The following is a 14,395-nucleotide window of genomic DNA, read 5'->3' on the forward strand; positions in this document are numbered from 1 at the left end:
CTCAGTCCAGCGGCACCGTGAGCCGATCGATCACGGCATGGGTCTGGGGCCGCACGCCGCGCCACCACGCGAACGCTTCTGCTGCCTGTTCCACCAGCATGCCGACGCCGTCGGCGACACGCAGTACCCCCGCATTGCGCGCGAGTCTCAGGAACGGTGTCAGCCGTTTGCCGTAGGCCAGTTCATAGGCCGCGCCCGTCGGGCTGAAAACGCCCGGGGGCACGGGCGGGAGTTCGCCCGTCAAGCTGGCCGACGTCGCGTTGACCACCAGGTCGAACTGTCCCATCGCCTCGAGATCGGCGTAGCCGCAGGCGGCAAGCGGCCCGCTCGTGGCGGCCTGGCCGACCAGTGCCCGAGCCTTCGCGATATCCCGGTTGGCGACGATCAGTTCGGCAGGCCGCGCGGCAAGGAAGGGCAGCAACGCGCCACGCACGGCGCCACCCGCACCGAGGACCAGCACGCGCTTGCCGGCCATCGGCAGGCTCAGATTGATCTCGATGTCGCGCAGCAGGCCGACGCCATCGAAGTTCTCGGCAATGATCCGGCCGTCCTTGAAGCTCAGCGCGTTAGCGGCGCCTGCGAGTTCGGCGCGCTCGCTGCGCTCATCGGCCATCGCGAATGCTTTCAGCTTGAACGGCGCGGTCACGTTCATGCCTTTGCCGCCCGCCGCGATGAACGCGCGTACGGTCGCTGCAAACGCGTCTGACGGCTCCAGCGGACCTTCGATCGCCGTGTAGGACATGGCCTGCTGCGTCTCTTCTGCAAAAAGGCCATGGATCAGCGGGGACTTCGTATGGCCGATCGGATTGCCGATCACCGCGTATTGGTCAGTCATCATGGCCTCACCTTCGAATACAACACACCATCAGTCTGCATCGCGTCGATTTCGGCGGCGCCGAAGCCCAGCGATTGCGCCACTTCCGCGTTGTGCTGACCGAGATCTGGCGCGACTTCGCGGATCGTCGTGTCGCAGTCGGAGAAGCGAAAGGGCAGATTCGGCAGACGCAAAGTCCCGTAGCGCGGGTGCTCCTGTTCGACCACCATGCCGCGCGCGACGATCTGCGGATCGGCAAGAACCTCGTCGATACGCTGCACCTTCGCACACGGCACATCGATGCCGTCGAGCAGTTCAAGCACCTGCGCGACGGGTCGGCTCGCCACCCAGGGCTTCACGACGGACAGAATGTCCAGGCGGTTCGCATTGCGTCCCGCGAGCGTGTGAAAGCGTGAGTCGGTGCCAAATCCGTCTGGTCCGCCATGCGCCTCTATCATGGCCGCGAAGCGCTTCCAGGCGTCGTCCACCTGTGCCGCGATCACGAGGTCGCCATCGGCGGCACGGAACACGCCGTAGAGCGTCGACGTGGGCATATCGTGGCCCGTCTGCTCCGGCACGATGCCTTGCAACGTGTAGCATTGAACCGCGTATTCATGCATCGACACCAGCGTGTCGTACAGCGCCATGTCGATATGCTGGCCGCGCCCGCTCTTCACGCGGCCGAGCAGGGCGGCATTGATCGCCGCTACCGCGTGAATGCCCGTGTACATGTCGCCGAGCGAGATGCGCATCAAAGGCGGCGGCTCACCGGGCGTGCCGATCATCTGCATGATCCCGCTCTTCGCTTCGGCGATCAGGCCGAAGCCTGCGCGATGTGCGTCCGGTCCCGTATGCCCGTACGCCGAGATCGAGCAGTAGACGAGGCCGGGATTGCGCGCGGACAGTTCGTCATAGCCAAGCCCGAGTTTGTTCAATGCACCCGGCCGGTAGTTCTCGACGAACACGTCCGCCGAGTCGCACAGCCGCTGCATGAACTCTTTGCCGCGCGGGTCGCGCATATTGACGCTGACGCCGCGCTTGCCCATGTTCAGTTGCAGAAAATAGCCGCTCTGCTCATCGTCGAGCACGGTTGCGTGCTGACGTCCGGCGTCGCCGCTGCCCGGGCGCTCCACCTTGATGACTTCGGCGCCGAGCGCCGCGAGACAGCGTCCGACATACGGACCGGCCAGAAAATGGCTGTAGTCGACGACGCGAATCCCTTCGAGAGGACGTGCTTGCATCAGAACGCTCCCGGCCGGCGCGGCACCATCAGACGATGCTCGCCATGCTGGACGACCAGGCCGTCCTGATTGATCAGTTCGGACGGCAGTACCACGATCCCCCAGCCCGGGCGGCTCTTGCTCGCGCGCATCGCGCCCACGCGGAATTTCACGTGCAGCACGTCATTGACCTTGATCGGAAGGTTGAAGTCCCACGTCCAGCCGAGCGACATGCCGGGCAGGAAGCGGTATTCGCTTTGGGTCTTGAGCCCATCGGCGATAGACAGGCCAAACAGACCGTGCGCGACGATCGAACCGAAGTGGCTCGCGTTCGCGTATTCCTCGTCCACATGCACGGGCGTGTGATCGCCGGTGAGGTCGGCGTAGGCGAGGATGCGTTCCTTCGTCACCGTGTAGTTCGGGCTCACGCACTCGTCGCCCTCGTTGGCATCGTCCCAGTACTTGTCGATGATCGTCATCTCAAACCTCCGCGCGCGGATTGATGTCCAGTGCCCGCGCCACACACGAGGCGGGCCTGGCCTGAATCAGTTCGACGGCGAGGCCGTCCGGCAGGCGCAACCAGTTGCGTCCCTGCGGCATTTCGCTGACGTCATGGCGTCGTGCGGCGGCGAGCGCCGCTTCCATGTCTTCGCACATCACGCCCAGGTGACCGAGGCGGCCTTCAGGCGCGTCATGCTGCGGGTTATGAATAAATTGCAGACCGCCGAGCGTCCAGTACTGCCGGGGTTCCTCGACGGTGCCGTCGACCTCGCGCATCGTCATGCCGAACACGTCTTCGAAAAAGCGGATGTGCCAGTGGATGTCCTTCACCCAGATGGCGACATGCTCCAGATAAGCCCTGCTGCCGTTCATGCCGTTGTCTCCTTGCGTTGTCGGTCGGTCATGGCGCGCTCGATGCCCTTGATGCACGCCACCAGCGTCGCGTTGACGGGCGTCGGCACGCCATGCCGTTGGCCCCAGCGCACGACCGCGCCGTTGATAAAGTCGATTTCAGTGATGGAGCCTTTTTCGAGGCTTTGCAGCATCGAGGTCTTGAACGACGCCGAAAGGCCTTCGCCAGCGAGCGTCCACGGACGCTCGGGATCGGTGGTGGAGAGGGCTACGCCAGCGGCCTGGGCGACCGAGATGGCTTCGGCAACCGCTGCGAGCGCAGCCGTCTTCAGAAGCGGCTCGTCGTAGAGCTGGCCGTAGGTGAGGCCGGTGGTTCCCGTCAGCGCGCCGGTTGCGACGTTGACGAGCAACTTGTCCCACATCGTGCCGACGATGTTGTCGCTGACGGTGGTGGACAAGCCTGCGGCGTTGAATGTTTCGGCGATCGCCGTCACACGGGCGGTAATTTCGCCATCGAGTTCGCCGATATAAGTCGCCTTGCCGGCGACGCCAGACTCGATATGCCCCGGATTGCGCATCACGCCGCCGACATAGGTCTTGCCGGCCAGCACGCGTCCACGCCCCACGATGTCCGCCAGCACGTCTTCATGCCCGAGGCCGTTCTGCAACGACAGGACCAGCGTGCCGGGGCCGACGAGCGCCAGGGCGCCACGCATGGCCGCATCGGTATGAAACGACTTGACCAGCACGATCACCAGATCGACCGTTCCGGCTTCGGCAGGACGCGTCGTGGCCTTGACTTCCACACGGCGCGAGCCATTCGCGTCGTCCACGCGTAGACCGTCGCGCCGCATCGCCTCCACATGTGCCGCCGAGCGGTTCAGCAACCAGACCTCGTTGCCGCCTTCGGTCAGCGCCGCGCCGATGGCACAGCCCAGCGCACCCGCGCCCAGAATCGCAATCTTCACTGCCGTCTCCTTAATCTGACGATCAAGATACGATTCGACGCTCATGTCGGCAATGCAATGGATACAATGACGTCATTACGACTGGCAATAATGCTATGAACCCGGCCGAACTCCCCGATCTGAAACTGCTGCAGCTTTTCGATCTTCTCTACGATGTCCGCAATGTCACGCGCGTCGCGGAGCAGCTCGGACAGAGTCAGCCGACCGTCAGCATCTGGCTGGGGCGTTTGCGCGAGCATCTGCAGGACCCGCTGTTTATCCGTACGCCCGGCGGCATGGCGCCGACGCCGCAGGCCGACGCGCTGATCGGCCCGTGCCGGGAGATTCTCGAATCGCTGCGGCGCTTCGCGGCGTGGGAGATTGCATTCGATCCCACCACCGCCAAGCGGCGGTTTCGCATCTGCATGACGGACGCGAGCCACATCACGCTGCTGCCCCGAATGCTGGCGCACGTGCGCGCGCAGGCGCCCGGAATCCGTCTGGAAGCGGCAAGGATCGACGGCAATACTGAACGCGCGCTGGAATCTGGCGAGGCAGACCTTGCGATCGGGCACGTGCCCTGGCTCGGCGGCGGCATTTACCAGCAGCAGTTGTACACGCAGGACTGGGTGTGTCTGGTCAATAAGCATCATCCGCGCGTGCGCGGAAAGCTCGGGCTCAAGCAGTACCGCGCCGAAGGCCATGTCGCCATCGCGGCAGGGACGGGGGCGCAACTGCTGGAGCAGGCGCTCGTGCGCGAACACGTCGAGCGGGACGTGGTACTCGAACTGCCTGGGTTTCTCGGGCTCGGGGCCATCATCAGGAACACCGACCTGATTGCCACGCTGCCGCGGCATATCGGCGAGACGCTGGCGAAGGTGAATGAACTGTCGGTGCATGCGTGTCCGATGCCGGTGGAGGGATTTGCGGTGCGGCAGCACTGGCACGCCCGCTATCACCACGAAGCGGGAAATCGCTGGCTGCGCGATATGGTGGCGCAGCTATTCAGCAGTTTGCGGTGATGCAGGGCGTCCGCAACGAGCTCTGTACGTACGCGTTCCGATCCGAGAAAACCGACGCACACGCACAGCCTGGCCGACTGCGCCGAGCGTGCCGCCGTCATCGTGTAATCCGGGGCGCCTGTAACGACGGCAACAACCCTTCCGACCTGCTAGACTGAAAGTTCCCCTGCAATCCATGGAGGGAGACATGACGACCGTCTACGTCGTGAAGACTGGCGAGAAGTTCCTCTGCACCGCAGAGGACGGCGATATCGGTATGGCACCGGAGATTAAGGAAGCCACGTCCTTTCTCTCATATGAGGAAGCGAACAAGGTCGCGAACGAGCACGCCGACCCCGGATACGAAATCCTGACCGTCGACCGCACGAGACACTGATGAAGAGGGCGCTACCGCGTGCTCAGTGAAGGAGGGCTAGCAATTCAGGAGGCGTCGTGCGAGTGGCGCCCGGGTTGGCAGCGTCCAAAGCCATTTGAGAGAACGCCCGGCACTGTGTATCGCGATTCGCACGACGAGACGGTCTATTCCTGCCGCTCCAGGCGGGGCGCTACGTTCTGACCTCACGGCAGCAAATCCAGCATGCCTGGAATTTCCCGCAAATGTTCTGCCTCGGATTTATCACGCACCGTCGCGGCATAAACAGAGCGCGCCGATGAACCGCTACGACTGTACGCAGCGGGCGGCCGCGGCACGTATTGAGCGTTACGTGATCGCGCCGTAAAGCTCGCCCGCCACCTGCTTCAACGCGCGTACCACTTGTGTCGAAGCGGGCGACAGCAACTGCCCGGTGCGCGTGATGATGCCGAAGTCGTCCATCCGCAGCGGCATGTCGAGCGGCAGGATCGACAGCAGCCCGTGCGCCGCATAGTAGTGCGCGACCTCGGCGGCGAGCACGGCGAGCATGTCGCTTTGCGACAGCAGGCTGGTGACGAACAGCAGTTCCGCGCTCTCGACCACGTTGGACGGCGGCGCGAGGCTTTGACGCTGGAACATCAGCTCGAAGCGATGGCGCAGCACGCTTTGCGCGGGCGGCACGACCCATGACGCGTCGACCACATCCGCCAGCGTCAGCGACGGCGCCGCCAGCAACGGATGACCGGATCGGGCGACCGCCAGCGCCTGTTCTTCCGCGAGAGGCTCGTAGCGCAAATGCAGCTTGTCATGTTCGACGGAGAGCCGGCCAATCACGAGATCGAGCTTGTCCTGCGCAAGGCTTTCGAGCAGCACATTGCTGCTGTCGATCTCGACACTCACGCTCAAGCCAGGATGCTGCTGCTTGACCTGCGCAATCGCGGCGGGCAGCAGGCTGACGGCGGGCGACGTGATCGTGCCGACGGCCACGCGCCCGAGTTGCCCCGATTTCAGCGCGAGCACTTCCTCACGCGCCTGATCGAGACTGCCGACCACCGAGCGCGCGTGGCGAATCATCACCTCGCCGTACAGCGTCGGCCGCATGCCGCGCGGCATCCGTTCGAACAGCGGCGCATCCAGCATCTCTTCCAGCTCGCGCAGCAGCTTCGACGCGGCGGGCTGGGACATGCTCAGCGCGTCGGCGGCGCGGTGGATATTGCCTTCTTCGTCGAGCGCGACGAGCAGCAGCAATTGCCTCGTCTTCAGCCGCGTGCGGACATACCAGGGGTTCGAATCAAGCATAAGGGTTAATACCAATAATTAAAGCGATATCGGTTCGATGCCAATTTTCATTAGAAAGATATCAGACTGCTTCGTAGACTGCTCATTTCCCCATGATCCGCAACCACCCTTCGTTCCGTCCCACACGGTTGCGCAAACATCAGCACTTGCCTTCAGGAAGTAAGCATGTCGGATAAGAAAACGAAGCTGCGCTCGGCCCAATGGTTCGGCACGGCTGACAAGAACGGCTTCATGTATCGAAGCTGGATGAAGAATCAGGGCATCCCTGATCACGAATTCGACGGCCGGCCGGTTATCGGCATCTGCAACACGTGGTCGGAACTCACGCCGTGCAACGCGCACTTCCGCAAGATCGCCGAGCACGTGAAGCGCGGCATCTACGAAGCGGGCGGCTTTCCCGTCGAATTCCCCGTGTTTTCCAATGGCGAATCAAATCTGCGCCCCACGGCGATGCTCACGCGCAATCTCGCGGCGATGGACGTCGAAGAGGCGATTCGCGGCAATCCCATCGACGCCGTCGTGCTGCTCACCGGCTGCGACAAGACCACGCCCGCGCTGCTGATGGGCGCTGCGAGCTGCGACGTGCCCGCGATCGTCGTGACGGGCGGCCCGATGCTGAACGGCAAGCTCGACGGCAAGGACATCGGTTCGGGCACGGCCGTCTGGCAACTGCACGAATCGCTGAAGGCGGGCGAGATCGATCTGCACAAGTTCCTCTCGGCTGAAGCAGGCATGTCGCGCTCGGCGGGCACCTGCAACACGATGGGCACGGCATCGACGATGGCGTGCATGGCGGAAGCGCTCGGCACGTCGCTGCCGCACAACGCGGCCATTCCCGCTGTCGACGCGCGCCGCTACGTGCTCGCGCATATGTCGGGCATGCGCATCGTCGAGATGGCCCACGAAGGGCTCACGCTGTCGAAGATTCTCACGCGCGAAGCGTTCCTGAACGCGATTCGCGTCAATGCGGCGATTGGCGGTTCGACTAACGCGGTGATTCACCTGAAGGCGATTGCCGGGCGCATCGGCGTGCAGCTCGATCTGGACGACTGGGTACGGATCGGACGCAATACGCCGACCATCGTCGACCTGATGCCGTCGGGCCGCTTCCTGATGGAAGAGTTTTATTACGCGGGCGGCTTGCCCGCCGTGCTGCGCCGACTCGGCGAAGCCGACCTGCTGCCGCATCCGGGCGCGCTGACGGCGAACGGCAAGGCGTTATGGCACAACGTGATGGATGCGCCCATCTACAACGACGAAGTGATCCGCCCGCTCGACAAGCCGCTCGTGAAGGACGGCGGCATCCGCGTGCTGCGCGGCAATCTCGCGCCGCGCGGCGCGGTGCTGAAGCCGTCGGCGGCGACGCCTGCATTGCTCAAGCATCGCGGACGTGCCGTCGTGTTCGAGAACTTCGAGCACTACAAGGCACGCATCGTCGATGAAACGCTCGACGTCGACGCGAGCTCCGTGCTGGTGCTGAAGAACTGCGGGCCGAAGGGTTATCCGGGCATGGCCGAAGTCGGCAACATGGGCTTGCCGCCGAAGCTGTTGCGTCAGGGCGTGAAGGACATGGTGCGTATCTCGGATGCGCGCATGAGCGGCACGGCATACGGCACGGTCGTCTTGCACGTGACGCCGGAAGCAGCCGACGGCGGCCCGCTTGCCGCTGTGCAGGACGGCGACTGGATCGAGCTGGATTGCGATGCGGGCACGTTGCGCGTCGATATCAGCGACGAAGAACTGGCGCGCCGCCTCGACAGCCACACGCCGCCCGCGATGCCCGCCGGCGGCGGTTATCAGCGGCTGTATATCGATCACGTATTGCAGGCGGACGAGGGTTGCGATCTGGACTTTCTCGTCGGCTGCCGGGGCGCAGACGTGCCGCGCCATTCGCATTGAGGAGAGAACGAATGAATCTGACAGGTGAACTGCTGATAGGCGCAAGCGCGCGGCGCGGACAAGGCGCCGGGTTTCATGCCGTCGATGCGGCAACGGAACAGGTGCTGCAAGCGCCGACGTATTACAGCGCGCAAGTGGGCGATGTCGACGCCGCCTGCGCATTGGCGGAAAGCGCATTCGACGCCTACCGCACGCTGCCCGCCGAGCGCCGCGCGGGTTTTCTCGACGACATCGCCGCGCGCATCGAAGCGCTCGGCGATGCGCTGATCGAACGCACGATGAGCGAATCGGGCTTGCCGAAAGCGCGTCTCGAAGGCGAGCGCGCGCGTACGGCGAACCAGTTGCGCATGTTCGCGGCGCTCGTGCGCAGCGGCGACGCACTCGATGCGCGCATCGAACCCGCGTTGCCCGAACGCCAACCGCCGCGCACCGATCTGCGCTTTCAGCGTATCGGCGTCGGCCCCGTTGCCGTGTTCGGCGCGAGCAATTTTCCGCTCGCGTTTTCGGTCGCGGGCGGCGATACGGCTGCGGCGCTTGCAGCGGGCTGCCCCGTTGTCGTGAAGGCGCATCCGGCGCATCCAGGCACGTCGGAACTGGTAGGCCGCGCGATTCAGGAGGCCGTGCGTCACGCGGAACTGCCCGAAGGCGTGTTCTCGATGTTGTTCGACGCGGGCCATGAAGTGGGCGCGGCGCTCGTCGCGCATGCGTCTATCAAGGCCGTAGGCTTCACGGGTTCGCGCGCGGGCGGACGTGCATTGATGGCGATTGCGAACGCGCGAGCCGAGCCGATTCCCGTCTACGCGGAAATGAGCAGCGTGAACCCGAATCTGCTGATGCCGGCGGCGCTGGCCTCGCGCGCCGAAACGCTGGCACGCGATTTCGTCGCATCGGTGACGCTGGGTTGCGGGCAGTTCTGTACGAATCCGGGCTTGATGCTCGGCATCGCGGGCGAAGGTTTCGAGCGTTTCGCTGCAACAGCCGCGCAGAGCATTGACGGCGTGCAGGCGGGCGTGATGCTCACGGGCGGCATTCTGCGCGCGTACGAGGCAGGTATCGAACGGTTTGCGGCGAAACCCGCTGTGACGACGCTCGCGCGCGGCAAGGCGCCCGAGGCGGGCAGCCGGCGCGCGCAAGCCGTGTTGTTCCGCGTGAGTGCCAGGAGCCTGCTCGCGGATCACACGCTGGCTGACGAAGTGTTCGGCCCGTGCAGCGTGCTGGTCGAATGCGCCGATGCTGATGAGTTGCGCACGGTGTTGAACCGGATCGAAGGGCAACTGACGATCACGCTGCATCTCGACGATGCCGATCAACCCGCCGCGCAAGCGCTGCTGCCGGTTCTCGAACGCAAGGCGGGCCGTATTCTCGCGAACGGTTTTCCGACGGGCGTCGAAGTCTGCGATGCGATGGTGCACGGCGGCCCGTTCCCCGCGACATCCGATGGACGCAGCACGTCGGTCGGCACGGCGGCGATCGAGCGATACATGCGTCCCGTCTGCTATCAGAACCTGCCCGCCGCGCTGTTGCCCGAAGCGTTGCGCGATGCGAATCCGCTTGGTGTGCATCGGCGATTCGCGGGGCGGCACGAGCGAACGCCTGGTTGAGTAAGCAAGCTCTCAACGCAGTACATAACGACATGATGGAGACATCGCAATGACCACACCTTACGCCAGCGCGCAGCAGGCCGCACCCGCAGTCGATGCGGGCACGGGCGCGGCGCTCGCCGACGAACAGCGGATCATGAGCCTGCTGGTTCGCCGGCTGATTCCGTTTCTCGCGCTGATTTACGTCGTCGCGTATATCGACCGCTCCGTGGTCGGCTTCGCGAAGCTGCACATGAACGCGGCCGTCGGCATCAGCGACGCGTCCTATGGCCTCGGCGCGGGGCTGTTCTTCATCGGCTATTTTCTGTGCGAAGTGCCGAGCAATCTCGCGCTCGAACGCTTCGGCGCGCGCGTATGGTTCGCGCGGATTCTGTTCACGTGGGGCGTGATCACGATGGCGATGTCGCTCGTCAGCGGACCGACGAGCTTCTACGTGCTGCGCTTTCTGCTCGGCGCGGCGGAAGCGGGTCTGTATCCGGGCATTCTGTACTTTCTCACCAAGTGGTTTCCGATGCGTCATCGCGCGCGCATCATCGGCCTGCTGGTGCTCGCGCAACCGCTTGCGGGGATTCTGACGGGACCCGTCGCGGGCCTCGTGCTGTCGACGCACGGCGTGTTCGGCCTGTCGAACTGGCAGACGCTGTTCGTGCTGAGCGGTCTGCCCGCCGTGCTGCTGTGCGTGCCGACCTTGCGCGTGCTGCCCGAGTCGCCCGCGAATGCGAAGTGGCTTGCGGCGTCGGACCGCGCGTGGATCGAACGCGAACTCGCCGCCGATAGCGCGTCATATGGGTTGCAGTCGCACGGCAATCCGCTGGCCGCGTTGAAGGACAAACGCGTGCTGCTGCTCGCGCTGCTGTTCCTGCCGTTTCCGTTGAGCATCTATGGTTTGTCGTTGTGGCTGCCGACCATCATCAAGGCGTTCGGCGTCACCGATGCCGTGACGGGCCTGCTGTCGGCCGTGCCGTATCTGTTCGCGGTGGTCGGACTGTGTGTCGTGCCGCGACATTCGGATCGCAAGCGCGAGCGGTACTGGCATATCGTCGTCGTGTCCGCTTTCGCGGCGCTCACGATGGCGCTGAGTGCATGGACGCATGCGCCCGCGCTGCAATTCCTGTTCATCTGCCTGACGGCGTTCTCGCTGTATTCGATTCAGGCGGTAGTGTGGGCGCTGCCCGGCCAGTTTCTGTCGGGTGCGCGCGCGGCCGTCGGCATCGCGACGATCAATTCGCTCGCGAACCTGGGCGGCTACGTGGGACCATACGGCATCGGCCTCATCAAGGATGCGACGGGCAGTCTCGCGTCCGGCCTTTATTTCCTGTCCGCGACGCTGCTGTTCGCTGTCGTGATCACGTTCGTCGTGCGGGCGTCGTTGCCCGAACCGAAGACGCATGCGCGTTGAGTGCGCGTGTGACCTGTTCAACACATTTCTAGCGGAACCCAAGTCATGACTTCACAACGCACTCCACGCTATCGCGGCATCTTCCCTGTAGTGCCGACCACTTTCACCGAAACGGGCGCGCTCGATCTGGAAAGCCAGAAGCGGGTCGTCGATTTCATGATCGACGCGGGTTCGGACGGTCTGTGCATTCTCGCGAACTTCTCCGAGCAGTTCGCGCTCTCCGACGACGAACGCGAGACGCTCACGCGGGCGATGCTCGAACACGTTGCGGGACGCGTGCCCGTCATCGTGACGACGAGCCACTACAGCAGCGCTGTGTGTGTCGAGCGCAGCCGCCGCGCGCAGGAGCAGGGCGCGTCGATGGTGATGGTGATGCCGCCTTATCACGGCGCGACGTTCCGTGTGCCCGAGACGCAGATTTACGAGTTCTACGCGCGGCTGTCGGACGGCATCGACATTCCCATCATGATTCAGGATGCGCCTGCGAGCGGCACGGTGCTGTCGGCGGCATTTCTTGCGCGGATGGCGCGTGAGCTCGAACAGGTGTCGTACTTCAAGATCGAAACGCCGGGCGCGGCTGCGAAGCTGCGCGAGCTGATCCGTCTCGGCGGCGATGCCGTGGAAGGTCCGTGGGACGGCGAGGAGGCGATCACACTGTTCGCGGATCTCAACGCGGGCGCGACGGGGTCGATGACGGGGGGCGGCTATCCGGACGGCATTCGTCCGATTCTCGAAGCGTTCCGCGAAGGCAAGCGCGATGAGGCGTTTGCGCAGTATCAGCGCTGGCTGCCGCTGATCAATCACGAGAACCGTCAGACGGGTTTGCTTGCTGCGAAGGCGCTGATGAAGGAGGGAGGGGTGATCGCATGCGAGGCGCCGCGGCATCCGCTGCCGGCGATGCATCCGGATACGCGCGCTGAACTGATTGAGATTGCGCGGGGGCTTGATCCGATGGTGTTGAGGTGGGGGAAGTGAAGGTGTAGGGGGATTGTGCGGGGTGTTGGGCTTTGCGCGGGCATCCGCGATTCGTTTTGCCTCGCTGGCATCCGCGATGCGTTAGCTCGCTTCAGGCGTCGCCCCTGTGCGGGGCGGCACCTACTTTTCTTTGCCGCCGCAAAGAAAAGTAGGCAAAAGAAAGCGGCTCACACCGCCAATTCTTGACGTTTGCCCACGGGCCCCCAACGTCCCCACACTTCACACGATAACGCACTTCTTCACGTGCGTTGCCAACGCCCTCTCTGTACGCCTCACCCGCTTCATATACCCGCGTCACAGCACGCCATGCCAGACAGTCCACTGCCGCCCAGGTGGCAAACAGTGTGTCGGCTTTCGCGCCATACGCGCACCACTCCGGACCGATAGCGCACGCATCCCACCTTGTAAGAGCGCCGAGCTATACGACGCGACAACCTACACACAGTTTGCCACCTTGGCGGCGCATACCATTCGCTGCCGCTGGCTCATGTACGGGTGTGTGAAGTGGGTGAGGCGTTGATTTAGCGCGCTGGCAACGCACACGTGCAAGGGCGTTGGCGTGTGAAGGGTGGGGACGTTGGGGGCCCGTGGGTGAGAACACGGGCTGGCGGTGTGAGCCGCTTTCTTTTGCCTACTTTTCTTTGCGGCGGCAAAGAAAAGTAGGTGCCGCCCCGCACAGGGGCGACGCGTGAAGCGAGCTAACGAATCGCGGATGCCAGCGAAAGCGCAAACGCAAACCCAAGCGCAAACCCCCAAAATCAGAAAAAAGCACAAGCACCCCACCAGCGTCGCAGACAAAAAAAAACCTACCCCGGCACTCGAACCCATCCCTCCATCAAAACCCGCGCACTCCGGCTCATGACGGCCTTCTTAACGGCCCACGCGCCGTCTTCGAGCATCGCCACCGCGCCAACCCGCAAAGTCCCGGAAGGATGCCCGAACCGCACAGCTTCCCTCTTTCCACCGCCAGCGGCAAGATTCACCAACGTGCCAGGAATAGCCGCCGCCGTGCCAATAGCAACAGCCGCCGTCCCCATCATCGCGTGATGAAGCTTCCCCATCGACATGGCGCGCACCAGCAGATCGACATCATCAGCAGCAACGGCCTTGCCGCTCGAAGCGACATAACCCGCCGGCCGCGCCACGAACGCCACCTTGGGCGTATGCTGCCGTGTCGCGATCTCGTCGAGACTCTTGATCAACCCCATCCGCAGCGCCCCATGCGCGCGAATCGTCTCGAACTTCTTCAGCGCCGCGTCGTCGCTATTGATGGCATCCTGCAACTCCGTGCCCGTATAACCAATCGCCTCGGCATTGACGAAGATCGTCGGAATACCCGCATTGATCATCGTCGCCTTCAACGTGCCGACACCAGGCACTTCAAGATCGTCGACGACATTGCCCGTCGGGAACATCGCACCTTCCGCGCCTTCTTCCTCCGCAGCCGGGTCCAGAAACTCCAGTCGCACCTCCGCAGCAGGAAACGTCACGCCATCAAGCTCGAAATCCCCCGTTTCCTGCACGGCGCCATTCACAATCGGCACATGCGCGATGATCGTCTTGCCGATATTCGCCTGCCAGATACGCACGACAGCCACGCCGTTATCCGGCACACGCTCCGGATCGACAAGCCCGCCGCTGATCGCAAACGGTCCCACGGCCGCCGACAGATTTCCGCAATTCCCGCTCCAGTCGACAAACGGCTTGTCGATCGACACCTGCCCGAACAGATAATCCACATCATGGTCCGGCCTGCTGCTCTTCGCGACGATCACCGTCTTGCTGGTGCTCGACGTCGCGCCGCCCATGCCGTCGATCTGCTTGCCATAAGGATCGGGGCTGCCGATCACGCGCAGCAGCAACGCATCGCGCGCGGCGCCCGGCACTTGCGCCGCTTCGGGCAAATCCTTGAGGCGAAAGAACACGCCTTTGCTGGTGCCGCCGCGCATATACGTGGCGGGAATCTTGATCTGAGATGCGTGTGCCATGTGTTTTGATCCTGTTGAAGCTGGTGA

At 63.8% G+C, this 14,395-nt stretch carries 13 protein-coding genes; 6 read left to right on the forward strand and 7 right to left on the reverse strand.

The window, feature by feature from the left end:
- Nucleotide 1 precedes the first annotated feature (1 nt).
- From aroE to C2L66_RS30870, 5 genes are read right to left on the reverse strand one after another with little or no spacing between them, the layout of a single operon-like run.
- On the reverse strand, nt 2-835 hold the full coding sequence (gene aroE, locus C2L66_RS30850; RefSeq protein ID WP_054931631.1) for a shikimate dehydrogenase: 834 nt from the start codon (nt 833-835) through the stop codon (nt 2-4).
- Nucleotides 835-2,055 carry a CaiB/BaiF CoA transferase family protein gene (locus tag C2L66_RS30855; RefSeq protein ID WP_054931620.1) on the reverse strand — a complete coding sequence of 407 codons (1,221 nt, stop codon included), beginning with the start codon at nt 2,053-2,055 and terminating at the stop codon, nt 835-837. Before C2L66_RS30855 ends, aroE begins: the two co-directional genes overlap by 1 nt.
- Nucleotides 2,055-2,513: a MaoC family dehydratase gene (locus C2L66_RS30860; protein WP_054931621.1), complete on the reverse strand. Its 459-nt coding sequence runs from the start codon at nt 2,511-2,513 to the stop codon at nt 2,055-2,057. The genes C2L66_RS30855 and C2L66_RS30860 overlap by 1 nt, the downstream gene beginning before the upstream one ends.
- 1 nt (nt 2,514) lies before the next feature.
- Nucleotides 2,515-2,907 carry a VOC family protein gene (locus tag C2L66_RS30865; protein WP_054931622.1) on the reverse strand — a complete coding sequence of 131 codons (393 nt, stop codon included), beginning with the start codon at nt 2,905-2,907 and terminating at the stop codon, nt 2,515-2,517.
- Nucleotides 2,904-3,854 (reverse strand): ketopantoate reductase family protein, encoded by a 951-nt coding sequence (locus C2L66_RS30870; protein WP_054931632.1) that lies wholly within the window; start codon nt 3,852-3,854, stop codon nt 2,904-2,906. The genes C2L66_RS30865 and C2L66_RS30870 overlap by 4 nt, the downstream gene beginning before the upstream one ends.
- A gap of 95 nt (nt 3,855-3,949) precedes the next feature.
- Between C2L66_RS30870 and C2L66_RS30875 the strand changes: the two genes are divergently transcribed.
- Both C2L66_RS30875 and C2L66_RS30880 read left to right on the forward strand, forming a co-directional pair.
- Entirely contained in the window at nt 3,950-4,855 is a 906-nt protein-coding gene (locus C2L66_RS30875; protein WP_054931623.1) for a LysR family transcriptional regulator, read from the forward strand.
- Between the two features lie 187 nt (nt 4,856-5,042).
- Nucleotides 5,043-5,231 (forward strand): hypothetical protein, encoded by a 189-nt coding sequence (locus C2L66_RS30880; RefSeq protein ID WP_060610000.1) that lies wholly within the window; start codon nt 5,043-5,045, stop codon nt 5,229-5,231.
- Nucleotides 5,232-5,555: 324 nt separating this feature from the next.
- On the opposite strand, the gene C2L66_RS30885 is transcribed toward C2L66_RS30880, so the two are convergent.
- Nucleotides 5,556-6,506 carry a LysR family transcriptional regulator gene (locus C2L66_RS30885; RefSeq protein ID WP_060610003.1) on the reverse strand — a complete coding sequence of 317 codons (951 nt, stop codon included), beginning with the start codon at nt 6,504-6,506 and terminating at the stop codon, nt 5,556-5,558.
- A gap of 165 nt (nt 6,507-6,671) precedes the next feature.
- Here C2L66_RS30885 and C2L66_RS30890 point away from each other — a divergent pair, with 165 nt between their 5' ends.
- The 4 genes from C2L66_RS30890 to C2L66_RS30905 are packed head-to-tail and all read left to right on the forward strand — an operon-like array spanning nt 6,672 to nt 12,380.
- Nucleotides 6,672-8,405, forward strand: coding sequence for an IlvD/Edd family dehydratase (locus tag C2L66_RS30890; protein WP_060610006.1), 1,734 nt, complete (start codon nt 6,672-6,674; stop codon nt 8,403-8,405).
- A gap of 11 nt (nt 8,406-8,416) precedes the next feature.
- Nucleotides 8,417-10,006, forward strand: a complete 1,590-nt coding sequence (locus C2L66_RS30895; protein ID WP_060610009.1) for an aldehyde dehydrogenase (NADP(+)) — start codon at nt 8,417-8,419, stop codon at nt 10,004-10,006.
- 49 nt (nt 10,007-10,055) lie between these two features.
- Entirely contained in the window at nt 10,056-11,405 is a 1,350-nt protein-coding gene (locus C2L66_RS30900; protein ID WP_054931643.1) for an MFS transporter, read from the forward strand.
- 45 nt (nt 11,406-11,450) lie between these two features.
- Nucleotides 11,451-12,380: a dihydrodipicolinate synthase family protein gene (locus tag C2L66_RS30905; protein ID WP_054931644.1), complete on the forward strand. Its 930-nt coding sequence runs from the start codon at nt 11,451-11,453 to the stop codon at nt 12,378-12,380.
- 806 nt (nt 12,381-13,186) lie between these two features.
- Here the strand turns inward: C2L66_RS30905 and prpF are convergent.
- Complete coding sequence (gene prpF, locus C2L66_RS30910; RefSeq protein WP_054931647.1) at nt 13,187-14,368, reverse strand: 2-methylaconitate cis-trans isomerase PrpF; 1,182 nt, start codon at nt 14,366-14,368, stop codon at nt 13,187-13,189.
- Between the last annotated feature and the right edge of the window lie 27 nt (nt 14,369-14,395).

It is taken from the genome of Paraburkholderia caribensis (assembly GCF_002902945.1).
GTDB lineage: Bacteria > Pseudomonadota > Gammaproteobacteria > Burkholderiales > Burkholderiaceae > Paraburkholderia > Paraburkholderia caribensis.

What these genes read in the sequence shown, in the direction of transcription:
- C2L66_RS30865 (WP_054931622.1), bottom strand. Translation starts at nt 2,907, where the DNA reads ATGAACGGCAGCAGGGCTTATCTGGAGCATGTCGCCATCTGGGTGAAG.
- C2L66_RS30860 (WP_054931621.1), bottom strand. Translation starts at nt 2,513, where the DNA reads ATGACGATCATCGACAAGTACTGGGACGATGCCAACGAGGGCGACGAG.
- C2L66_RS30900 (WP_054931643.1), top strand. Translation starts at nt 10,056, where the DNA reads ATGACCACACCTTACGCCAGCGCGCAGCAGGCCGCACCCGCAGTCGAT.
- C2L66_RS30875 (WP_054931623.1), top strand. Translation starts at nt 3,950, where the DNA reads ATGAACCCGGCCGAACTCCCCGATCTGAAACTGCTGCAGCTTTTCGAT.
- C2L66_RS30885 (WP_060610003.1), bottom strand. Translation starts at nt 6,506, where the DNA reads ATGCTTGATTCGAACCCCTGGTATGTCCGCACGCGGCTGAAGACGAGG.
- C2L66_RS30880 (WP_060610000.1), top strand. Translation starts at nt 5,043, where the DNA reads ATGACGACCGTCTACGTCGTGAAGACTGGCGAGAAGTTCCTCTGCACC.
- C2L66_RS30890 (WP_060610006.1), top strand. Translation starts at nt 6,672, where the DNA reads ATGTCGGATAAGAAAACGAAGCTGCGCTCGGCCCAATGGTTCGGCACG.
- aroE (WP_054931631.1), bottom strand. Translation starts at nt 835, where the DNA reads ATGACTGACCAATACGCGGTGATCGGCAATCCGATCGGCCATACGAAG.
- prpF (WP_054931647.1), bottom strand. Translation starts at nt 14,368, where the DNA reads ATGGCACACGCATCTCAGATCAAGATTCCCGCCACGTATATGCGCGGC.
- C2L66_RS30895 (WP_060610009.1), top strand. Translation starts at nt 8,417, where the DNA reads ATGAATCTGACAGGTGAACTGCTGATAGGCGCAAGCGCGCGGCGCGGA.
- C2L66_RS30905 (WP_054931644.1), top strand. Translation starts at nt 11,451, where the DNA reads ATGACTTCACAACGCACTCCACGCTATCGCGGCATCTTCCCTGTAGTG.
- C2L66_RS30855 (WP_054931620.1), bottom strand. Translation starts at nt 2,055, where the DNA reads ATGCAAGCACGTCCTCTCGAAGGGATTCGCGTCGTCGACTACAGCCAT.